Below are 20011 nucleotides of genomic sequence, written 5' to 3'. Positions count from 1 at the left end.
CGCCCGGACCTCGACTCGCGAGGGCCCCCGCGTGTCGGGGTCTCCGTGCGCGCGTGTCGCGCTCCGGGGCGCGGCTAGTGCGCGTCGAACAGCACGCTGACGGACTCGCCGTTGTGGATCCGGCGCACCGCCTCGGCGAGCGCGGGCGCGATCGACAGGACCGTGAGCTTCGGCGCCCGATCGGCGCCGGGGACCGGCACCGTGTTGGTGCAGACGATCTCCGTGACGTCGTCGCGCTGCCCGATCCGCTGAAGCGCTCCGTCGCTGAACAGGCCGTGTGTGCAGGCCACCCGCACCGACGCGACGTCGTGCTCGACGAGCCGGTCGAGCAGCTCGACGATCGTGCTGCCGCGCGCGATCTCGTCGTCGAGCACGACGACGTCCTTGCCCCGGACGTCACCGATGATCGAGCTGATCACGACCTTGTCGTCGGAGAGCCGCTCCTTCGCCGCCGCGGCCACCGGGGTGCCGAGCAGGCGGGCGAAGCGCGAGGCCTCCTTGGCGTTGCCGAGGTCGGGCGACACCACGACGGAGTGCGACAGGTCGCCTGCGCGGAAGTGCTCCGCCAGCTCGTGCAGCGCGTGCAGGTGGTCGACCGGCATCCCGAAGAAGCCGTGGACCTGCGGCGAGTGCAGCGTCATCGTCAGCACGCGGTCCGCGCCCGCGGTCTTCATCAGGTCGGCCATCAGCCGGGCGCCGATCGAGATCCGCGGCGCGTCCTTCTTGTCCGATCGCGCGTAGGCGAAGTGCGGCATCACCACGGTGATCCGCGCGGCCGAGGCACCGCGGGCCGCGTCCAGCATCAGCAGCAGCTCGACGAGGTTCTCCTGCACCGGCGGCACCAGCGGCTGCACCACGAACACGTCGCGCTCGCGGCAGTTGGCCTGCAGCTGCACCTCGAGGCAGTCGTTGGAGAACCGCGTGACCCGCGACGGCGCCAGCGGCACCTCGAGGTGGTGGCAGATCGCGGCCGCCAGTTCCCGGTGTGCCGAGCCGGTGAAGAGCGTGATCTCCTTCATCGCGGCTCACCCTTCCACCTCGGTCCTCAGGTGAGAACCCGGGCCCAGCCGTCGCGCCGGGCGTCCAGCAGCGGGGCCTGCAGCCGGGCCCACGGCGACAGCTCGCCCGCGTCGGCCGCGGCGAGGAAGGCCTCCCAGCTCCACCACTCCACCGATTCGACCTCGTCGGGCCGGGACCGCGGCTCCCCGACCAGCGTGCACACGTACACGGGGCACCGCTCGTTCTCCTCGACACCGCCCGCGGAGGCCCGGTAGGCGAAGTCGGGCAGCACGAGGCGCAGGTCCTCGGCCGCCAGGCCGAGCTCCTGGTCCAGCCGCCTGTGCACGGCGTCCTCCATCGCCTCGCCGGGCCCGGGGTGCCCGCAGCAGGTGTTGGTGCGGACACCGGGGAAGGTCGGCTTGTGCCGCGCCCGGCGCGTCACCAGCAGCCGCCCATCCCGGTCGAAGCCGTAGCAGGAGAACGCGAGGTGCAGCGGGGTGGTCGGCCCGTGCACCGTGGCTTTGTCGGCGACGCCGATGGCGAGGCCGTCGTCGTCGAGGAGGACGACCTGTTCCGGGGCGGTCACGCGCACCACTGTGCGCCATGCCGGCGGATCCCGCGCGCCGACCCCGTTGTCAACATACATACGTGCATGTATGAATGATGGCGTGCGCAGGACCGCCGAGGACTCGGCAGCCACCCGAGCCGCGCTCGTCGACGCCGCCCTCATCGCCTTCGCCCGCGACGGCGTCGAGAGCGCGACGCTCGCCGGCATCGCCGCCGCCGCCGGTGTCACCCGCGGCGCGCTCTACCACCACTTCGCCGACAAGGACGCACTGCTCGCGGCCGTGCTCGCCGAGCAGTGGGACGTCGTCGCCGCGCCCGTGTGGGCCGCGCTCGACCCGCGCGGCACCGCGCTCGCCGACCGCCTCGAGGCGTTCGCGCTCGCCTGGCTGACCGCGCTGCACACCGATCGCCACTTCACCGCCCTGATGACGGTGAGCCTGCGGGCGGCCGGCGGCGCGTTCCCGACGCAGGAGAAGGCCGCCGGCCTCCGGGCCTGGCACGATCGGCTGCTCGCCGCCCTCACCCGCGACCGCGCGGACCTGCGCGGCGACCCGGCACCCGCCGCCGCGCACCTGCTGGCCTGGCTGAGCGGCACCGCGCTGCTCGCCGGTCACGACCCCGACCTCGTTCCCCCGGCCGACGCCGCGAGCGTCCGGCCCGTACTCGGAGGGATCCTCGCGTGACCCCCACCGCCACCCGCCCGCGCGCCGCCGTCGCGGTCGTCAGCCTGGCGCTCGCCGTCGACATGTTCCTCTACGGCAGCCTCGTCCCGCTGCTGCCCGTGCTCCCCGCGGTGGCCGGCTCCCCGAGCGCGGCGGGAGCGCTCTTCGCGGTCTACGCGGTCGCCATGCTCGGCGCGATACCGCTGGTCGGACGCTGGGTCGACCGCAGTGGCCCCCGGGCTCCCCTGCTCGCGGGCCTGCTCGCGCTCGCCGCCGCCACCGCGCTGTTCGCCGCCGCCGTCGACGCCGCCGGGCCACTCGGCCTCACCGTGCTGCTGCTGGCGCGCGCCGCCCAGGGCGTCGCCGCCGCCGCGACCTGGTCGGCGGGGCTCGCGCTGATCGCCGCCACGCACCCCCCGCAGCGGCGCGGCACCGTGATGGGGCTCGCGCTCTCCGCCGTCGGGGTCGGGGTGCTGCTCGGCCCCGCCGTCTCCGGGCCGTTGGCCGCAGCGTTCGGGCTCCGCGCCCCGTTCCTGCTGGTCGCGGCGCTGGCCGTGGTCGACGCGGTGGCCCGGCTGCTCTGGATCGCGCCGGTCGCCGGTGCCCCGGCGCCGACACCCCTGCGCGTCGTGGCCCGTGGTCCACGGGCCGGCCTGCTGATCGGGCTCACCGCACTCGGTGCCGCGGCGATCGCCTTCGCCGAGCCGGTGCTCCCGCTGCACCTGTCCGCCCTCGGCCTGGGCATCACGGGGATCGGGTTGGTCTTCGGCGTCGCGGCGCTGCTCGGTGGGCTCGCCGCGCCGCTGGCGGGTGTGCTCACCGACCGGTTCGGGGCCACCCGGGTCGCCGCGGTCGGCACGCTCCTCGCGGCCGTCGGGTTCGTGCTGTGCGGGCTGCCGGCGCCCGGGCCGTCGATCGCCGGCGTCGTCACGGTCGGGGTGGGCGCCCAGCTGGTCCTGGCGCCCACGCTCGTGTTGATCGGCGCGCTGGCCGAGCACACCCGCCCGCCCGCCTACGGCGCCGCGTACGCGCTCTACAACCTGGCCTACACCGCCGGGCTCGCCGTCGCCCCACTCGCGGCGGGGACGGCCGCCGCGCTCGCCGGCGTGGCCGCCACGACGATCGCCGCCGCCGCGCTCGCGGCGCTCACCGGACTCGGACTGCTGCTGCACCGACGCACCCCTTCTGCGCCGAAGCACCCGGTCGACGGGTAGCGCCGACGCACACGGGGGGCGTTACCGGAGAACGGGTGTGCGGGCGCGGCCCCCCGCAGGGACGGGACCCCGACTCGCCGGAGCCAGACCCCGACTCGGGAACCACAGCGCGACTCGCGGGAACCACGGCGCGACTCGCGGGAGCCACAGAGCCAGAGCCCGACTCGCGGGCGGGCTAGCTGCGGGGCAGGTGGTACCAGCGCAGCGCGGTGCCGGCCCGGACCTCGGCCAGGTCGGCGCCCCCGACGCCCGCCCCCACCACCGCGGCGTCGAGATCGCGCAGGGCCGTGGCGTAGTCGGCGCGCAGGGTCACGACCGGCCAGTTGCTGGCGAGCATCAGCCGCTCCGGGCCGAACGCCGCCACCGCCTCCGCGACGACCGGGGCCAGCGCGCCGGGCTCCCACCGCTCCCACGACGAGAGCACGTCGATGCCGACCGAGACCTTGAGCGCCACGTTGGGGCAGCCGGCGAGGGCGCCGAGCCGGGCGCACCACGCGTCGAGACCGCCCGTGTCCAGGGGCGGCCGCGCCAGATGGTCGACGACGATCCGCAGGTCGGGCACCTGCTGCGCGAGCCCGACGACGGACTCGACCTGCGCGTCGGTGACCGGGACGACGTCCCAGGCCAGGTCGGCCGCGGCGAGCTCGGCCATGAGGTCGGGGGCGAGCCAGTCCAACGGCTCGCGGGCCACCAGGCAGCGCACACCGCACCAGCGGGTCCGGTCGGCCCGGGCGAGCTCGGCGCGCGCGGCGTCCGGGTCGGCGAGCGGCAGCCACCCGACGATGCCGGCGACCTGCGGGCACGCGGCGGCGTAGGCGGCCATCCGGTCGTTCTCGTCCGCGCTGTCGACCGACTCGACGAGCACGGTGGAGTCGACCCCGGATGCCTCCAGCAGCGGGGTGAGGTCGGCCGGCTCGAAGTCGGCGGCCAGCTCGGCGTGGGTCGCCCCGCGCCACGGCTGTTCCTGGGCCGCGGTGCGCCAGAAGTGGTGGTGGGTGTCGATCCGCATGGCTGCATTCACCGTCCTGTCCACTCCGGACGCCGGCGCGCGACGAACGCGGCGACGCCCTCCCGGAAGTCCGCGCTGCCGTAGCAGTCGGCGAGCACATCGTCGGCGTCCACACCCGCGGCGCCATCCGCGGCGGCGAGCCGCCGGTCGATCTCCTTGAGCCCCGCCAGGGTGCGGGGCGCGCCGGTCGCCAGCCGGCGGGTGAGCTCGGCGGCGGCCGTGTCGAGTTCCTCGGGCGGCACGACGGCGTGCACGAACCCCGCGGTGGCCGCCTCGGCGGCGTCGACCGTGCGGGCGGTCATCAGCATGGCCGTGGTCCGGCCGGCGCCGAGGCGCTGCTGCAGCCGGGCCACCACGGCCGGCGCCAGGCAGTTGCCCAGCGTGCGCGCGATGGGCGCGCCGAAGACCGCTCGGTCGGTGGCCACCAGCACGTCGCAGCACGCGGCGATGGCCAGCCCGCCGCCCACGGCGGGCCCGTCGACCACACCGAGCACGGGCACCGGCACGGCGAGCAGGTCCTCCAGGACGGCCCCGACCCGGCGCTCGTAGTCGAGACCGTCCGCAGCGCCGGAGAACTCGGTGAACTGCGCGATGTCCGTGCCGGCCGCGAACGCCTCGCCCGCCCCGCGGACGACGACGACGCGCAGGTCCGCATCGGCGCGTGCCGCGACGCAGATCTTCTGCAGCTCGTCGTACATCTCCCAGGTGAGCGCGTTGCGCCGGGCCGGGTTGGCCAGCTCGACGTGCAGGACGGGCCCGTCGCGCCTGCTGCGGACCTCCCCCTGCGGCCGTGAGTGGATACGAGTGCTGGAGCCCTCGTACCCACTCACGGCAGTTCCATCGGAGGCAGCTTCACCACGGGTCAGCAACTCCCGGTTGTGCTCCCCGAGCAACGGCGGCGGCCGCCGCACGAGGGCGGGCGTGCGCGACAGGTGCAACGGCGACCCGAGCACCGGCACCGCCCCCTCCACCGGGTGCTCGACGGTGGCCACCATCCCGCGCGCCTTGACGTGCGGGTCCTCCTCCAGCACCTGCCGGTAGTCCTGGATCGGCCCGGCCGGCACGCCGGCGGCGAGCAGCCGCTCCACCCAGACGCCGGTGTCCTCCTCGGTGAGGCGGCGCTCCAGCTCCACCACCAGCTCCGCCCGGTGATCCATCCGGTCGGCGTTGGTCGCGAAGCGCGGGTCGTCGGCCAGCTGTGGGAGCTCCAGCGCTCCGCACAGGCGCTGCCAGAGCCGCTCGTTGTTCGCCCCGACCGTCACGTAGCCGTCACGCGTGGCCAGCGCCTGGTAGGGCGCCGACATCCGGTGGGCCGACCCGAGCGGCCGCGGAGCCTCCCCGGTGGCCCAGAACTCCGTGGACTCCCACACCGACAGCGCGAGCGCCGCCTCGAACAGCGACGTCTCCACGTACTGCCCCTCGCCGGTGCGCTGCCGCGACGCCCACGCGGCGAGGATCCCGACCGCGGTGAACAGGCCCGCACCGAGGTCACCGATGGGGATGCCGGACTTCACCGGCCGGTCCCCCTCCTCGCCCGTGACGCTCATGACCCCGGCCATGGCCTGCGCGATCAGGTCGTAGCCGGGCCGGTCCGCGTACGGGCCGGTCTGCCCGAAACCGGACACGCTCGCGTAGATCAGCCCCGGGTTGAGCGGGGCCAGCGTGGCGTGATCGACGCCGAGCTTCGCCGCGACTCCGGGCCGCCAGTTCTCGACGACGACGTCGGCCGAGCGCACGAGCTCGTGGAAGGTCGCGCGGCCCTCGTCGGACTTCAGGTCGAGGGTGATGCTGCGCTTGTTGCGGTTGAGCGCGAGGAACGCCTTGCTGTCCGTGCCTGCCCCGGCCTGCCCGAACGACGCCCGCGTCTGGTCCCCCGCCTGCGGGTTCTCGACCTTGACGACGTCGGCCCCGAGGTCCGCCAGGATCATCGTGCAGAACGGGCCGGCCATGACCTGGGTGAGGTCGAGGACCGTCATGCCCGCGAGTGCGCCCTCAGGGGTCGCCATGCGTTGTTTCCCTCCGCTGGTGTCCGGGACTCTAGGTGGTCGCGAGGACCGTGTTGACCTCGGTGATGAACGCCTGCGCCGCCTCGCGCGGCGGTGTGTCGGCGAAGACGATGCTCTCGTACGCGCGCACGAACGCGTTCTCGAAGCTCGCCTGGTACCCCGGCGGGTAGACGACGCTGACGGGTCCCTGGGCCACGATCCGCTGGTACAGGTCCAGCTCGGCCCGCTTCAGCTCCGGCAGCGCCGGGTCGTCGAGCTGCTGCTGCAGGTGCCGGCTGTTGGTGACGGCGCCGTTGGCCGAGAGGAACGCCTTCGCGCCCGCGTCGTCGTTGACGAAGAAGTCGACGAACGCCGCGGCGGCCGGCACGTTGGCGCACGTGGTCGGGATGGCGAAGCCCGAGGTGAACAGCACGTTCCCGGAACCGGCCGGGCCGGACGGCAGCGGCAGGGTGGCCAGCTGCTGGCCGGGCTGCGTGCCGTCGAGCGTCTCCTGCGCCGGCGTGAGGGCGTTGCCCGGCAGGTTGTCGGCCGCCACCTTGCCCTGGGCGACGAAGCGCTGCTCGGTCTGGTCGGGCTCCTCGGCGTTCACCTCCGGGGTAGGGGTGACACCGGCGGCGCGGATGCGCTCCCACATCTCCCAGTACTCGACGAGCAGGTCCTCGGAGAACCCGAGCTGCCGGTCGGCGAACAGCGACTCACCGCGCCCGGCGACGTAGGAGATGAAGTTGTTGGGCAGCCCGCCGCCGAGGTTCACCGCCGGGACGCCGTCGGGCAGCCCCGGCTGGGCCCGCACGGCCCAGTCGGCGAAGGCCTCCCAGTCGTAGCCCTGCGCGGGCAGCTCGACCCCGGCCTGCTCGGCGAGCGTCCGGTTCACCGTCATCGCGTCGTAGGCGGCGCCGTAGGGGATCATGTAGAGCTTGCCGTCGAGCCCGCGGCCGGTGTCGAGCACCTCGGGCGGGATCTGCGAGACGTCGATCGTCCCGGCGTCGATCATCGGCTGCAGGTCGAGCAGCACGTTCTTGGTGGTGTAGTCGTTGAGCTGGCGGCCCTGCAGCTGCGTGGCGCACGGCAGGTTGCCGCTGGAGGCCTGCACGTTGAGCCGCTCGATGTAGGCCTGGAAGTCGGCCGACTCCCCCTCCACCGTCGTGCCCGGGTGCGCCGCGCTGAACAGATCGATCACGGAGTTGGTCACCTCGTTGCGCGGGCCGGAGCCCCACCAGGCGACGCGGATGTTCCCGGTGACCTCACCGGTGCCGTCGGCGCCCTCGTTCGGGTTGTCGCCGATGGAGGTGCCACCCGCGCAGCCCGTGGCCACCAGCGCGAGCGCGACCGAGCCGGCCGCAAATGCCTTCTTGAAGAACACCCTTGTTCCCTTCTACTACTTCAGCCCGCTGGTGGCGATGCCTTCGATGAGCAGCCGCTGGGCGGCGAGGAAGAACCCGACGATCGGGGCGAGCGAGAGCGTCGCCATGGCGAACAGCGGCCCGTAGGCGGACTCGCCGGTGGCGTCGAGGAAGCCGTTGAGGCCCTGGGCGACCGTCCACGTCTCGGGTCGGACGAGGTAGAGCAGCGGCCCCAGGAAGTCGTTCCAGGTGTTGATGAACGTGAACAGCGCCGTGGTGCCCAGCGCCGGGATCGACAAAGGCAGCACCACCCGCCGGAAGATCCCGACGTGCCCGCAGCCGTCCAGCCGCGCGGCGTCGTCCAGCTCGTGGGGCAGGGTGCGGATGAACTGCACCATCAGGAAGATGAAGAACGCGTCGGTGGCCAGGAACTTCGGCACCACGAGCGGCAGGATGGTGTTGATCCACGCCAGCTCGTTGAACAGCACGTACTGCGGAACCAACGTCACGTGGTAGGGCAGCAGCATCGTGCCGAGCATCAGCGCGAACATCGTCTTCTTGAGCGGGAAACTCAGCCGCGCGAACGCGTAGGCGGCCATCGAGCAGGCCACCACGTTGCCGACGACGCACAGCAGCGTGATCACCAGGGAGTTCAGGAAGAACCGGGAGAAGTTCAGGTTCCCCAGGCTCCAGCCCTCGGTGTAGTTCTCGGTGGTGAAGTTGCCGGGCCAGATCGACAGCGTGCCGAACGCCTCGTTGCTCGGCCGGAACGACGCGCCCACCATCCACAGCAGCGGGTAGAGGATCACGATCAGGATCGCCACCAGCAGCGCGTGCCGCGCGAGCGCGAGGACGAGCGGGTTGCGCGATGGCCTGCGCCCGAACCGCGGGCGGGGAGCGAGAGCCGTCATCGTTCGTCTCCGTAATGCACCCAGAACCGGGCACTGGCGAACAGGCCCGCGGTGAACAGGGCCAGCACGACCACGAGTGCCCAGGCCATCGCCGACGCGTAGCCCATCTCGAGGTTCGCGAAGCCGCGTTGGTAGAGGTAGAGCGTGTAGAACAGCGTGGAGTCCAGGGGCCCGCCCTCGCCCCCGGAGATCACGTACGCCGGCGTGAACGCCTGGAACGCGTTGACCGTCGACAGCAGCAGGTTGAAGAAGATCAGCGGCGTGATCATCGGCAGCGTGATGTGCACGAACCGGCGCACCGCGCCCGCTCCGTCCACCGCGGCGGCCTCGTAGTACTCCTTCGGCACCTGCCGCAGCCCGGCGAGGAAAATGATCATCGTGGAGCCGAACGACCAGACGTGCAGCACCACCAGCGTCGACAGGGCGGTGTCCGGGTTGCCGATCCAGCTGCCGCCCTCGATCCCGACGAGGGCGAGCGCCGCGTTGACGATGCCGTCCTGGCCGAACACCTGCCGCCACAGCACCGCGATCGCCACGCTCGAGGCGATCAGCGACGGCAGGTAGAAGGCGGCGCGGTAGCCGGACAGGAACGCCATGCCCTTGTTCAGCACCATCGCCACGAGCAGCGACACCACCAGCAGCAACGGCACCGAGATCGCGACGTAGCGCAGCGTGACGCTCACCGACGCGAGGTAGCGCGGGTCGGCGGTGAACATCCGCACGTAGTTGTCGAGCCCCACCCACTGCGCCGGCGTCATGAGGTTGTAGCGGGTGAACGACAGGTACAGCGAGTAGAGCATCGGGCCGATGGTCAGCAGCAGCATCCCGACGATCCACGGCGAGAGGAAGCCGTAGGCGGCGAGCGCCTCGCGGGTGCGCCTGCTGCGCCCGCTCCCCGACGGCGGCGGCGTTGACGCCGTCGGGGCGACCGGGCTCACCGTCCCGGCCGTCATCGGGCCGCCTCCCGCGCGTGCTCCTCGACGCGGGCGGCGAGCGTCTGCGCGAGCCAGCCGGCCAGCGGCACCGGGACCTCGGCGGCACGGGCGGCCTGCACCACTTCGGCCAGGTCCTTGCTCCAGGGCCGCGCGGCGACCGGCGTGCCGCTCTCGTCGTACGCGGCGGCCGTGCGGTCCCAGAATCCGAGGTTCCGGGCGATCCACGAGTCCCCGAGGCTGGTCTCCAGGGCAGTGAGCAGCGCGTCGGTCGCCACGCCGTGCGCCGCCGCGAAGTCGATCGCCTCGTAGACGCCGGCGAGGTTCGCGAACATCGTCAGCTGGTTCGCGAGCTTCGCCGCCGCCCCGGCACCGACCGGGCCGACGTGCAGGACCGGGTCGCCCACCGCGTCCAGCAGGGGGCGCACCCGCTCCAGTACCGCCGGGTCGGCGCCGGCCAACACGGTCAGGGTGCCCGTGCCGGCGCGCTCGGCGCCCCCGCTCACGGGGGCGTCGAGTAGGTCGACCCCGTGTGCGGCGGCCACCGAGGCCAGGCGCGTCGCGGTCTGCGGCAGCACGGTGCTGTGCACGACCACGACGCGACCGGGGCGGTGGAGGGCGAGGTAGCCCTGCAGCACCTGCTCGACCGCGGCGTCGTCGGGAACGGCGAGCACCAGCACGTCGCGGTCGGCGAGTGCGGCGACGTCCGGCACCGCCGTGGCGCCGAGCGCGACGACCGGCTCGGCGCGCTCGGCGTGCGCGTCGAGGACGGCGAGGTCCCACCCCGCCCGCACGAGAGTGGTGGCGAGCGGGAGGCCGAGGTTCCCGAGGCCGACGAGGCCTACGGAGGTGAGCGGCGCTGCCATGCGTTGCTCCTGGTGACGGGCCGGCTCAGACGCCGGCGTAGTAGGCCTCGACGGCGTCGATGTCGACGGTGCTGTCGGCGGGCAGGCCCAGGGCGGCGTAGTGCTTGCGCCGGGCGGCCATGTCGGCGAGCAGGATCGCGCGGGCGTGCGTGGCGACCTCGTGCGCGACCTCGACGGGCACGACGATGCAGCCGTCGCCGTCGGCGCCGACGATGTCACCGGGGCGGACCTGAACGCCGCCGCACGCGATCGTCGTCTGCACCTCGACCACCTCGATGCGGCCGGGGATGATCGTGCGGCCGCGGTGGCGCACGCAGACCGGTGTGCGCTGGCGGATCACCTCGTCGGTGTCGCGGCAGTACCCGTCGGTGATGATGCCGTTGGCGCCCTTGACGACCGCGCCCATCGTGTTCTCCGAACCCCAGAACCCGACCTCGCGCCCGCCACCGGAGTCGGTGACGACGACGTGACCCTGCTCGAGCCCGTCGGGCAGGCGCTTGTGGCCGTGGCGGTCGAACCAGATGCCGTGCGCCCCGACGATCTCCTCGGTGGTGTCGAGCTTCCACATCGGCTTGTTCGACGGCACGCAGCGCTGCGTCGCCGCGGGCCCCCAGAACCGCATCCCCTCCCACAGCGGGCGGATGTCCGGCGTCATCAGCGTGAGGTCGAAGTAGCCGATGCCGTCGAGGGCGTCGGCGACGTCGGCCACCCGCAGGTGCTGGTAGAGCGAGCCGAGGTTCTCGGGGTCGGCCTTCACGGGGCCGGCGGGGGCGGACTGGTCGTGCGCGGTCGTCATCGGGCGCCTTTCGCGTTGTCCTCCGGCAGCCGGGCCTACACCCCGCTGCGAGTCGGCTATTGTCTACAACAGTCAAAAGACGCGCGCAAGGATCGGAGGTCACGCAGTGCCGCAGGAGGTCGTGCGCTCAGCCCTCGACAGTGGCGCCCTCGAGCGCGGCGTAGACCGAGGTCCAGAAGTCCAGCCACACGGGGTTCGCGCTCGGGTACTCGAGGCGCTGGGTCAGCAGGACGCCCACGAGCCCCTCGGCCGGGTCGGTGTACCAGGACGTGCCCATCCCGCCGTCCCAGCCGTACCGCCCCGGCGTGCGCCACAGGTCGTCGCCGCGCAGGCCGACCCCGACGCCGAAGCCCCAGCCGTCCACGCCGCCGAAGGATTCCTGGCACTGCTGCGCGGTGAGCCGGTTCGACGTCATCAGCGCGACCGCGCGGCGCGAGAGGATGCGTTCGCCGCCGCAGGTTCCCCCGTCGCGCAGCATCCGCGCGAACGCCAGGTAGTCGTGCGCCGTCGAGACCAGGGCGCCCGCGCCGTCGGGGAAGGCCGGCTCGCGCGACCAGGCGCTGCCCTCGCGCGGGTCGTAGAGCTCCAGCGCACCGTCCGCGCCGACGCCGTACGCGGCCGTGAACCGGTCGAGATCCGCGGCCGGTACGGCGAAGCCGGTGTCCCGCATCCCCAGCGGCTCGAAGATCCGCTCTCGCAGGAACTCGGGGAACGACGCCCCGGTGGCGCGCTCGACGAGGACGCTCTGCACGTACGAGCCGATGTTGTAGCTCCAGCGCCGTCCCGGCTGGTCGAGCAGCGGCAGCGTCGCCACCCGCGCGAGCCACTCGTCGGGGGTGTGCGGGAGGTCCGGCCGCGGCGGGCCGAAGCCGGAGACGCCCAGCTCCTGCGCCGCGGCGAAGAACGGGGACCCGAACGCCTCCGCCGTCAGGATCATCCCGAGCCCGAGCCGGAAGTCGAGCGCGTCCCGCACGGTGATCGGCCGCTCCGCCGGGACGGTGTCGTCCAGCGGGGCGTCCGGGGAGCGCAGCACCCGGCGGTCGGCCAGTTCGGGCAGCCACTCCTCGACCGGCGCGTCGAGGCGCAGCCGGCACTCCTCGACCAGGATCATGACGGCAACCGCCGTGATCGGCTTGGTCATCGAGCTGATCCGGAAGATCGTGTCGGCCCGCACCGGCACGGTGCCGCCGAGCTCGGTCGTCCCGATCGCGTCGAGGTGCGTCTCGCCGTGCCGGTCCACCAGCGTGACCAGGCCGGGCACCCGGCCCGCGTCGACGTGCCCTGCCATGGCGCGGTGCAGCCGTTGCAGACCGGATCGGGAGAAGCCGTTCGTGGAGGAGGTCATCGTGTGCAGTGCTCCGTTCCGTGATCCGACCGTCAGAGGATCTCGCAGAGGCAGACTCGGTGGGCGCGCACGACTCATCGGCGCGGCGCCGAGGCGCGCAGCCCGGTGCGGGATGCTGGGGGCACGCAGAACAGGGAGGGCGACATGACCAGCGTCGACGCCGCCGGGGCGCGGAGCACCCGGCCCGGCGAGCGGATCGACCCGCCCAGCCTGGTGTCACTGGCCGCGGAGTCGATCCGCAAGATGATCCTCTCCGGCGCCTTCGCGCCGGGCGAGCGGCTCATCGAGGAGCGGCTCACCGAGCACCTGGGCATCAGCCGCCCTCCCCTGCGCGAGGCGCTGCGGCTGCTGCAGAACGACGGGCTCGTCGTCACGCGCCCCCGGTACGGCTCCACCGTGGCCACGCTCACCGACCAGGACGTCTTCGAGATCCTCACCCTCCGGACCGGCCTGGAGCGGATGGCCGTCGAGCTGGGTGTGCCGGTGCAGGACCACGACCGGCTGGCCGTCTGCCGCGCCGCCGTCGAGCGGATGGAGCGCGACGCCCGCGAGGAGGACCGCGGGTCGCTCGTCGAGGACGGCTACGCGTTCCACGCCTCGATCGTCGGGCTGGCCGGGCACAAGCGGCTCTCGGAGATCTACCGCTCGGTGCAGCAGCAGATGCTGCTGTGCATGTCGCGCAACCTCGACACCCGCGAGCGCTACCACGAGACCCTCGTCGAGCACGTGGCGCGCCACCGCTACCTGTTCGAGCTCATCGAGGCCGGCGACCCGCAGGCGGTGCTGGACGAGCTGGCCGTGCACGGGGAGCGCAGCTTCGCCGAGCGCCGCGACCCGGAGTGAGCCGCTCGCACACCGATTCCCGCGCTCGCACACCGACTGCAGTCGCTGCGTGAACGCAGGTGTCGGTGTGCGAGTGCGCGGGACCGGCGGTCGCCTCAGCCGAGGGGCACCGGGTCGGGGCCGGGCACGATCCGGCCCGTCACGGCGCCGAGCTGCTCCACCTCCACCGTGACGACGTCCCCCGGCCGCAACCACGGGTAGCGCTCGGGCCCGTGGAGGCCGGAGAGCTCCAGCAGGCAGCCGGTGCCCACCGTGCCGCTGCCGATCACGTCGCCCGGCCGCAGCTGCGTGCCGCGGGAGGCGTAGGCGAGCATCTGCCCGAACGACCAGTGGATGTCCGCCCAGGTGCCGCCGCCGAGGTCGCGGCCGTTCACCGCCGCCCGCATCGCGAGGCGGAAGCCCTTCCCGCTGCGGTGGGGCTCGAGCTCGTCGGGCGTCACGAGGACGGGGCCGAGCGAGGTGGCGCCGTCCTTGCCCTTGGCCGGGCCGAGCCCGATCGTCGACTCGCGCGCCTGCACGTCGCGGGCCGACCAGTCGCAGAACACGGTGTAGCCGGCGATGTGCGACTCGGCCTCCTCCGGGGTGAGGTCGCTGCCGGCACGGCCGACGACGGCGGCCACCTCCACCTCGTAGTCGAACGCGGCGCAGCCCGGTGAGATCGGGATCTCCGCGTCCGGGCCGCGGATCGCCGCCGGGTTCGTGAAGTAGAAGACCGGCTGCTCGTACCAGACCGGCGGGACGTCGTCACGCCCGAGAGCGCGCACGGCGTTGCGCAGGTGCTCCTCGAAGGACAGGAAGTCGCGCACCGACGGCGGGCGCGGCACCGGCGCGCACAGCGCCACGTCGGCGAGGTCGACAACCTCCACCGGGTCGCTCGCGGCCCGTTCACCCGCGGCAGCGAGCCCGCCGTCGGACTCCAGGTGCGCGAGCAGGGAACCGTCCAGGCCGTGCACCCGGCCCTCGCGCAACAGCCCGGCCCGCTCGGCGCCGTCCACGGCGCGGTAGGTGACCCAGCGCATCAGGCCACGCACCCGATCGGGGCGCCGTGGAACGCGACCATGTCCGGCCACACCGAGTCGAGCGGGATCCGGGTGCCGCGCGGGTTCCCGTCGAGCTCGCTGTAGGCCCGGTGCAGGTTGCCGGCGAGCCGCTCGCTCTCCTGCCAGGAGGCGAACCGGTTGTCCGCGGCGGCGCGGGCGGCCTCCAACGGCGGGCGGCCCGCGCTGTGGTGCTCGCGCGCCACCGCGTCGACGAACGCGGCGTAGTCGGTGAGGTCGTCGAGCAGCGCGGGGATCTCCGCTCCGCGGCACACCGGACCGTGGCCGGGCACCATGATCTCGGGCTGCAGCTCCCGGATCCGCGCGAGCGCCTCCGGGTAGCCGGCGAGGCTCCCCTCCGCGAGGAACGGCTGGCCGCCCGCGAAGGCGAGATCGCCGGCGAAGAGCACGCGCTCGTGCGGTAGCCACACCAGGACGTCGCTGCGGGTGTGGGCGGGGCCGACGTGGATCAGCTCGACCGGCCGGTCCCCCAGGTGCAGCGTCATGCTCCCGGTGAACGTGACGTCCGGTGGCCGGACCTCGACGCGCCCGTAGTCAGGCCCGGTGAGCACCTGGGCGGCGACCAGCCCGGCGGCCAGCACGTCCTCCCGGCAGTGCACGTGCCCGAGGATCGGGGTGCTCGGGGGCATCATCCAGTTGCCGTAGGTGTGGTCACCGTGGTGGTGGGTGTTGACCAGGGCCCGGGGCGAACCCGGGCAGACGTCCGCCGCGGCCGCGAGCAACGCCCGGTTGCGCGCCTCGGTGGACGTCGTGTCCACCAGCAGCGGCCCCGACTCCGCGACGACGACACCGGTGTTGTTGATCATCCAGCTGCCGTCCGGCTGGACGTAGGCGAAGATCCCGGGGGCGAGCTCGGTGAGCTCGGGCGGGGGCAGCGCGGTCATGCGGTCCTCTCGGTGGTGACGGTGGGAACGACGGACGCGGCGGGGGGCGAGTCGGTGCGGGGCAGCAGGAACGTCAGCAGCCCCGCCGCGGCGAAGAACGCCGCGCACACCAGCAGGCCGCCGGACAGGCCGGTGACCGTGGCCAGCGCGGCGAGCCCGAACGGCGCGAACGCCGACACCCCGCGGCCCACGTTGAAGCAGAACCCGGCGCCGGTGGTGCGGATGCGGGTGGGGAACAGCTCGCCGATGTAGGAGCCGAACAGGCCGGTGAACGCGGCGAAGAAGGCGAACAGCGGCCCGAACCACAGCAGGGCCGTCTGGTTGCTGGTGAGGGCATAGAGCGGGAGGGTCACGGCCACGCCGAGCAACGAGACGATGATCGCCGAGCGGCGGCCGATCCGGTCGGCGATCAGCCCGAAGACGTTGTAGCCGACGAACATGCCGAGGTTCAGCACCGTCATGAACACCGCCACCGTCGCCGTCGGGATGCCCCGCTCGGTGGCCAGGTAGGTCGGCAACCACGTCGAGCCGCCCCACCAGCCGGTGAGGGCGAGGCCGGCCACGAGCGTCGCGAGGATCGTGCGGCGGCGCACCTGCGGCGCGAAGATCTCGGTGATGGACACCCTGCCACCGGAGTCCGCCGCCTTCGCGTCCACCCAGGCCCGCGACTCGGGGAATAACATGATCACGATCAGCAACGGCAACACGACCCCGGCGCCCGCCACCAGGAACATCAGCCGCCAGTCGGGCAGGAACACTCCCGAAAGCACCGCGGCGACGACCCCGCCGATCGGGAAGCTGCTCAGCACGAACGCTGCGGCCCGCCCGCGGGACTCGCTCGGCCACGTCTCCACGACGTAGGCCGACACCACGCCCCACACCCCGCCGAGGCCGAACCCGGCGACGAACCGCAACAGCAGGAAGATCTCGAAGTTCGGCACGACCGCGAGTGCGGCGGTGAAGACCCCGAAGGTCGCGAGCGAGGCGATCAGCGCGGTCCGGCGGCCGAAGTTGTCCGACACGTAGCCGGCGAGCAGGCTCGACAGCCCGATGCCGAGCAGCGTCGCGGTGGCGAGCAGACCGGCCTGGGCCGGGCCGAGATCCATGTCCTCGCGGATCGCCGGCAGCGCCAGCGACAACAGGATGATCTCCATCGCGTCGAACATGTAGGCGAGGAAGCTCCCACCCAGCACCACCCACCGCGTGCGTCGCATCGCGTCTCCCCTTCGAAACGGTCGCGGCGACTGTACGGACGTCCAGTCAGTACGGTCAAGAGGTGACTGCACGGCCGTCCAGTACCGTGGCGCCATGCAGGCCCCCGCCGGCGACCCGCCGCTCGACCGGCGCGGGCGCATCCTCGACGCCGCCGAGCGCGTGTTCGCCGAGTCCGGCTACCACGGCACGACGTTGCGCCAGATCGCCGCCGCGGCCGAGGTGAAGCTCTCGTTGATCGGCTACCACTTCGAGTCGAAGCTCGCGCTCTACACAGCCGTTTTCGCGCGCCGCCAGCACGTCAACGAGGAGCGGCTGCGGATGCTCGAGGCGATCGAGGACCTGGACGCACCCGACGCGCTCGACCGGATCGTCAGCGCCTTCATGGACCCCGTGATCGCCCTCGCCGCCGAGGGCGCCTCGTACCGGCGGCTCGTGCTGCGGGAGGCCGCCGACCCGTCCAGCATGCAGCGCCCGGTCATCCGGGAGCTGTTCGACCCGATGGCCCGCGAGTTCATCGCCGCACTGCGCCGCGCCCTGCCCGGCAAGCCACCGGGGTTCTACGAGTGGAGCTACCTGTTCGCCGTCGGCGCCCTCACCCAGAGCGCCTTCGACGACCGCATCGGCAACCTCGCCTCCACTCCCCCGCCGGCGTCGAACGTCGAGCTCCTCCGCTCCTTCATCACGGCGGCCTGGCGCCACGGCTGACGCCATACACCGACTTCTGTGCTGCCGCACCGACTGCAGTCGGTGCGTGAGCACACGAATCGGTGTGCGAGCGCTCCGCGTAGGCTGGCAACCGCTTTCCCAGGGAGGGGACCATGGACGTCTACGGGCCTCCGCGCGTCGCGCTCATCGGCGTGCACGGCTACGGGCAGGTGCACCTCGACGGGCTGCTGCGCCTCGCCGGCGCCGGCGCGGTGCGGGTCGCCGGCCTGGCCGACCCGCGTCCACCCGCACCCGAGTCGCTCGCGCGGGTGCGGGCCCTGCCCGGGGGCGCCGACGTGCCGGTGCTGGCCCACGCGGCCGAGCTGCTCGAGCGCGTGCGCCCGGACGTCACGATCGTCTCCACCCCGATCCACACGCATCTCGCGCTGGCCCGGCCGGCGCTGGCCGCCGGGTCGCACCTGTTCGTGGAGAAGCCGCCGACGGCGTCGATGGCACAGTTCCGCGCGCTGTCCGCCGAGGTCGAGGCCGCCGGGAAGGTGTGCCAGGTCGGCTTCCAGTCGTTCGGGTCGCACGCGCTCGCCCACGCCGCCCGGCTCGTCGCCGACGGCGCGCTCGGCCCGCTGCGCGGCGTCGGCGTCCACGGGGCGTGGGTGCGTGAGCGCGCCTACTTCGCCCGGGCCGCCTGGGCCGGGCGGATGGAGATCGACGGCGAGCCGGTCACCGACGGCGCGCTGACCAACGCGTTCGCCCACGCCACCGCGTCCGCGCTGCGGGTGGCGGGCGTCCCCGCCGACGCGGACGTCGACGTGGAGCTGCAGCGCTACCGGGTCGCCTCGCCCGAGGGCGACGACACCGCGTCGGCGCGGCTCACCGTCGGCGGGATCCCCATCGTCGTGGCCGTCAGCCTGTGCGCCGCCGAGCACCGCATGCCGGTGATCGTCGTGCACGGCGAGCACGGGCGGCTGGAGCTGGAGTACACCACCGACACGCTCACCGGCACCCTGGCCGACGGCTCCCCCGCCACCGCGCCGGCCGGACGCACCGTCCTGCTCGACAACCTCGTGGCCCACCTCGGCGACCCGGCGGTGCCGCTGCTGGCCCCGCTGTCGTCCTGCGCGCCGTTCATGCACCTGCTGGAGGCGGTGCGCCGGGACGGCCCCGCCCGCCACCTCCCGGCGACCGCGATCACCGAGGTCGACGGCCGCCCGGTAGTGAGAGACGCCGACGCCCTGGTCCGCCGCTGCGCGGAGCAGCTGGCGCTGTTCAGCGAGCTGAACTTCCCCGCCCCCGGTTCAGGAAAGCCACTTTCATGAACCTGCAGGGCAGGAATGTGGCTTTCCTGAACCTCCGGGAGACGCGCCGCCTCAGCGGAGCGCCGCGTTTCCTGTGTCCTGGGCCTGTTGCAGGCCTTCGGCCACCGGGGTGCGTCCGGCGAACACCTCGTTGAGGATCGGCTCGAACGCCGTGGACGCCGGGCCGAACTTCGGGCCCGACGGCGCCGGGATCGTCGCGGTGCCCCCCTCGTCGCCGAAGTAGCGGGTGTCGACGCCCTGGCCCGCCCAGTAGTCGAAGTAGCCCTGCTGCGCGGCGGTGACGGCGGGCAGCGCGGCCCCCTCGGCGCCGACGAAGGACGCACCTTCCGCCGAGCCCAGCCACCCCAGCACCCGCAGGATCGCGTCCCGCTTCAGGCTGTCGGCGTTGCCGGCGGCGATCACGCTGTTGACGACGCTGACCCGGCCCTCGGGCCCGGCGAGCAGCGGCGCGATGCCCCATTCGAACTGCGCGCCGTCCTGGATGTTCTGCAGGTTGTAGGTGCCGCTCTGGAACAGCGCCATCTTCCCCTGCAGGAACTGGTCGCGGCTGAAGTCGCTGTTGTCGTTCGTGTCGGCGGCCGACGGGGCCACGTGGTCGCGGTTGATCAGGTTCACCAGGTACCCGAACGCCTCGACGGTCTTCGGCTCGGTGAGCACGAACGTGTCGTCGGCCGGGTTCTGGATCCGGCCACCGTTGGAGCCGACGAAGTCGTAGTAGATCGCCTGCAGGTCACGGCCTGCGTTGAAGCCGTACTGGGTGACGGCGCCGGTGTCGAAGCCGGGCTGGTCGGCGGTGGCGCCTGCGGCGTCGCGCGTCAGCTTCTGCGCCGCGGGGAGGAACGTGTCGGCGGCCGGGTCGCTCGGGTGCCAGGTGAGGTTCTCGGGGTCGACGCCGGCGGCCTGCACCATGTCGCGGTTGTAGAAGACGACGATCCGCCCGTCGGTCAGCGCCGGGACGCCCCACAGCCCGCCGCCCCGCGAGTACTGCTCGACGGCGGCCGGCACCCAGTCGCCCACCTGGTCCGCGAGCTCCTGCCCGACGTCGATGAGCTTGCCCTGGTCGGCCAGCGCGCCGTAGTAGAGGGCGTTGACCCAGTAGATGTCGTCGGCGCTGCCGCTGGAGACGTCGAGCGGCAGGCGCGTGAAGTAGTCGGCCCACGGCACGACGTTCAGCTCCACGGCCACGTCCGGGTTCTGCCGGCTGAACTCGGCGAACGACTCCTCGTACGCCGCGGCGACGTCCTCGTCCCACAGCCGCAGGGACACGGTGGTGACGCCTTCGGCGTCCGGCGCGTCGTCCGGGCCCGCGGGCGAGCAGGCGGCGAGGGCCAGCACGGCGACCGCCGCCGTGGCCAGACGCTGGAGTCTCATCAGGTCTTCTC

19 protein-coding genes are annotated in these 20011 nt (G+C 73.2%); 5 read left to right on the top strand and 14 right to left on the bottom strand.

Annotation, left to right across the window (positions count from 1 at the left end; all coding sequences use genetic code 11):
- Nucleotides 1-74: 74 nt before the first annotated feature.
- Both CFP66_RS22055 and idi read right to left on the bottom strand, forming a co-directional pair.
- Nucleotides 75-1019 carry a ribose-phosphate pyrophosphokinase gene (locus tag CFP66_RS22055; RefSeq protein ID WP_094927020.1) on the bottom strand — a complete coding sequence of 315 codons (945 nt, stop codon included), beginning with the start codon at nt 1017-1019 and terminating at the stop codon, nt 75-77.
- Between the two features lie 26 nt (nt 1020-1045).
- Nucleotides 1046-1585 (bottom strand): isopentenyl-diphosphate Delta-isomerase, encoded by a 540-nt coding sequence (idi, locus tag CFP66_RS22050; protein WP_233159610.1) that lies wholly within the window; start codon nt 1583-1585, stop codon nt 1046-1048.
- Nucleotides 1586-1667: 82 nt separating this feature from the next.
- On the opposite strand from idi, the gene CFP66_RS22045 reads away from it, so the two are divergent.
- Both CFP66_RS22045 and CFP66_RS22040 read left to right on the top strand, forming a co-directional pair.
- Nucleotides 1668-2249 (top strand): TetR/AcrR family transcriptional regulator, encoded by a 582-nt coding sequence (locus tag CFP66_RS22045; protein ID WP_094927018.1) that lies wholly within the window; start codon nt 1668-1670, stop codon nt 2247-2249.
- Nucleotides 2246-3442 (top strand): MFS transporter, encoded by a 1197-nt coding sequence (locus tag CFP66_RS22040; protein ID WP_094927017.1) that lies wholly within the window; start codon nt 2246-2248, stop codon nt 3440-3442. Before CFP66_RS22045 ends, CFP66_RS22040 begins: the two co-directional genes overlap by 4 nt.
- A 175-nt stretch (nt 3443-3617) precedes the next feature.
- Here the strand turns inward: CFP66_RS22040 and CFP66_RS22035 are convergent, their stop codons facing one another.
- The 8 genes from CFP66_RS22035 to CFP66_RS22000 all read right to left on the bottom strand — a co-directional run bounded on the left by CFP66_RS22035 (nt 3618) and on the right by CFP66_RS22000 (nt 12650).
- Entirely contained in the window at nt 3618-4451 is an 834-nt protein-coding gene (locus CFP66_RS22035) for an amidohydrolase (protein ID WP_094927016.1), read from the bottom strand.
- 8 nt (nt 4452-4459) lie between these two features.
- Entirely contained in the window at nt 4460-6457 is a 1998-nt protein-coding gene (locus tag CFP66_RS47980; RefSeq protein ID WP_158228169.1) for an enoyl-CoA hydratase, read from the bottom strand.
- A 31-nt stretch (nt 6458-6488) separates the two neighbouring features.
- Nucleotides 6489-7820, bottom strand: coding sequence for an ABC transporter substrate-binding protein (locus CFP66_RS22025; protein ID WP_094927015.1), 1332 nt, complete (start codon nt 7818-7820; stop codon nt 6489-6491).
- Between the two features lie 15 nt (nt 7821-7835).
- The gene (locus CFP66_RS22020) at nt 7836-8711 is read right to left on the bottom strand and encodes a carbohydrate ABC transporter permease (protein WP_094927014.1); all 876 of its coding nucleotides are present in this window, start codon (nt 8709-8711) and stop codon (nt 7836-7838) included.
- Nucleotides 8708-9664 (bottom strand): carbohydrate ABC transporter permease, encoded by a 957-nt coding sequence (locus CFP66_RS22015; RefSeq protein ID WP_094927013.1) that lies wholly within the window; start codon nt 9662-9664, stop codon nt 8708-8710. Before CFP66_RS22015 ends, CFP66_RS22020 begins: the two co-directional genes overlap by 4 nt.
- The gene (locus CFP66_RS22010) at nt 9661-10509 is read right to left on the bottom strand and encodes an NAD(P)-dependent oxidoreductase (protein WP_094927012.1); all 849 of its coding nucleotides are present in this window, start codon (nt 10507-10509) and stop codon (nt 9661-9663) included. Before CFP66_RS22010 ends, CFP66_RS22015 begins: the two co-directional genes overlap by 4 nt.
- Before the next feature lie 25 nt (nt 10510-10534).
- Nucleotides 10535-11305, bottom strand: a complete 771-nt coding sequence (locus CFP66_RS22005; protein ID WP_094927011.1) for an RraA family protein — start codon at nt 11303-11305, stop codon at nt 10535-10537.
- A gap of 127 nt (nt 11306-11432) precedes the next feature.
- The gene (locus CFP66_RS22000) at nt 11433-12650 is read right to left on the bottom strand and encodes a serine hydrolase (protein ID WP_094927010.1); all 1218 of its coding nucleotides are present in this window, start codon (nt 12648-12650) and stop codon (nt 11433-11435) included.
- A gap of 144 nt (nt 12651-12794) precedes the next feature.
- Here CFP66_RS22000 and CFP66_RS21995 point away from each other — a divergent pair, with 144 nt between their 5' ends.
- Nucleotides 12795-13493, top strand: a complete 699-nt coding sequence (locus CFP66_RS21995) for a GntR family transcriptional regulator (RefSeq protein WP_094927009.1) — start codon at nt 12795-12797, stop codon at nt 13491-13493.
- A 95-nt stretch (nt 13494-13588) separates the two neighbouring features.
- Here the strand turns inward: CFP66_RS21995 and CFP66_RS21990 are convergent, their stop codons facing one another.
- Genes CFP66_RS21990 through CFP66_RS21980 form a run of 3 tightly spaced genes read right to left on the bottom strand, consistent with a single transcriptional unit; the run spans nt 13589 to nt 16649 of the window.
- A complete protein-coding gene (locus tag CFP66_RS21990; RefSeq protein WP_233159609.1) occupies nt 13589-14512 on the bottom strand; it encodes a fumarylacetoacetate hydrolase family protein in 924 nt (307 codons plus the stop codon).
- Nucleotides 14512-15435 (bottom strand): MBL fold metallo-hydrolase, encoded by a 924-nt coding sequence (locus CFP66_RS21985; RefSeq protein ID WP_094927008.1) that lies wholly within the window; start codon nt 15433-15435, stop codon nt 14512-14514. The genes CFP66_RS21990 and CFP66_RS21985 overlap by 1 nt, the downstream gene beginning before the upstream one ends.
- Nucleotides 15432-16649 (bottom strand): MFS transporter, encoded by a 1218-nt coding sequence (locus tag CFP66_RS21980; protein WP_094927007.1) that lies wholly within the window; start codon nt 16647-16649, stop codon nt 15432-15434. Before CFP66_RS21980 ends, CFP66_RS21985 begins: the two co-directional genes overlap by 4 nt.
- Before the next feature lie 94 nt (nt 16650-16743).
- On the opposite strand from CFP66_RS21980, the gene CFP66_RS21975 reads away from it, so the two are divergent.
- Complete coding sequence (locus tag CFP66_RS21975) at nt 16744-17355, top strand: TetR/AcrR family transcriptional regulator (RefSeq protein WP_094927006.1); 612 nt, start codon at nt 16744-16746, stop codon at nt 17353-17355.
- A 113-nt stretch (nt 17356-17468) separates the two neighbouring features.
- The gene (locus CFP66_RS21970) at nt 17469-18629 is read left to right on the top strand and encodes a Gfo/Idh/MocA family protein (protein ID WP_198961588.1); all 1161 of its coding nucleotides are present in this window, start codon (nt 17469-17471) and stop codon (nt 18627-18629) included.
- Nucleotides 18630-18680: 51 nt separating this feature from the next.
- On the opposite strand, the gene CFP66_RS21965 is transcribed toward CFP66_RS21970, so the two are convergent.
- Entirely contained in the window at nt 18681-20000 is a 1320-nt protein-coding gene (locus tag CFP66_RS21965) for a sugar ABC transporter substrate-binding protein (protein WP_094927005.1), read from the bottom strand.
- Nucleotides 20001-20011: the final 11 nt, after the last annotated feature.

This window comes from Pseudonocardia sp. MH-G8 (assembly GCF_002262885.1).
In the GTDB taxonomy this organism is placed as follows: Bacteria; Actinomycetota; Actinomycetes; order Mycobacteriales; family Pseudonocardiaceae; genus Pseudonocardia.
The sequence above is the reverse complement of the archived record's forward strand: the minus strand, read 5'-3'. Positions and strand labels throughout refer to the sequence as shown.

Excerpts from the sequence above, each read along its gene's own strand:
- CFP66_RS21985 (WP_094927008.1), bottom strand. The coding sequence starts at position 15,435 with ATGACCGCGCTGCCCCCGCCCGAGCTCACCGAGCTCGCCCCCGGGATC.
- CFP66_RS22005 (WP_094927011.1), bottom strand. The coding sequence starts at position 11,305 with ATGACGACCGCGCACGACCAGTCCGCCCCCGCCGGCCCCGTGAAGGCC.
- CFP66_RS22020 (WP_094927014.1), bottom strand. The coding sequence starts at position 8,711 with ATGACGGCTCTCGCTCCCCGCCCGCGGTTCGGGCGCAGGCCATCGCGC.
- CFP66_RS21980 (WP_094927007.1), bottom strand. The coding sequence starts at position 16,649 with ATGCGACGCACGCGGTGGGTGGTGCTGGGTGGGAGCTTCCTCGCCTAC.
- CFP66_RS22010 (WP_094927012.1), bottom strand. The coding sequence starts at position 10,509 with ATGGCAGCGCCGCTCACCTCCGTAGGCCTCGTCGGCCTCGGGAACCTC.
- CFP66_RS22000 (WP_094927010.1), bottom strand. The coding sequence starts at position 12,650 with ATGACCTCCTCCACGAACGGCTTCTCCCGATCCGGTCTGCAACGGCTG.
- CFP66_RS21975 (WP_094927006.1), top strand. The coding sequence starts at position 16,744 with ATGCAGGCCCCCGCCGGCGACCCGCCGCTCGACCGGCGCGGGCGCATC.
- CFP66_RS21995 (WP_094927009.1), top strand. The coding sequence starts at position 12,795 with ATGACCAGCGTCGACGCCGCCGGGGCGCGGAGCACCCGGCCCGGCGAG.
- CFP66_RS21965 (WP_094927005.1), bottom strand. The coding sequence starts at position 20,000 with ATGAGACTCCAGCGTCTGGCCACGGCGGCGGTCGCCGTGCTGGCCCTC.
- CFP66_RS47980 (WP_158228169.1), bottom strand. The coding sequence starts at position 6,457 with ATGGCGACCCCTGAGGGCGCACTCGCGGGCATGACGGTCCTCGACCTC.
- CFP66_RS22035 (WP_094927016.1), bottom strand. The coding sequence starts at position 4,451 with ATGCGGATCGACACCCACCACCACTTCTGGCGCACCGCGGCCCAGGAA.
- CFP66_RS21970 (WP_198961588.1), top strand. The coding sequence starts at position 17,469 with ATGGACGTCTACGGGCCTCCGCGCGTCGCGCTCATCGGCGTGCACGGC.
- CFP66_RS21990 (WP_233159609.1), bottom strand. The coding sequence starts at position 14,512 with ATGCGCTGGGTCACCTACCGCGCCGTGGACGGCGCCGAGCGGGCCGGG.
- CFP66_RS22055 (WP_094927020.1), bottom strand. The coding sequence starts at position 1,019 with ATGAAGGAGATCACGCTCTTCACCGGCTCGGCACACCGGGAACTGGCG.
- CFP66_RS22015 (WP_094927013.1), bottom strand. The coding sequence starts at position 9,664 with ATGACGGCCGGGACGGTGAGCCCGGTCGCCCCGACGGCGTCAACGCCG.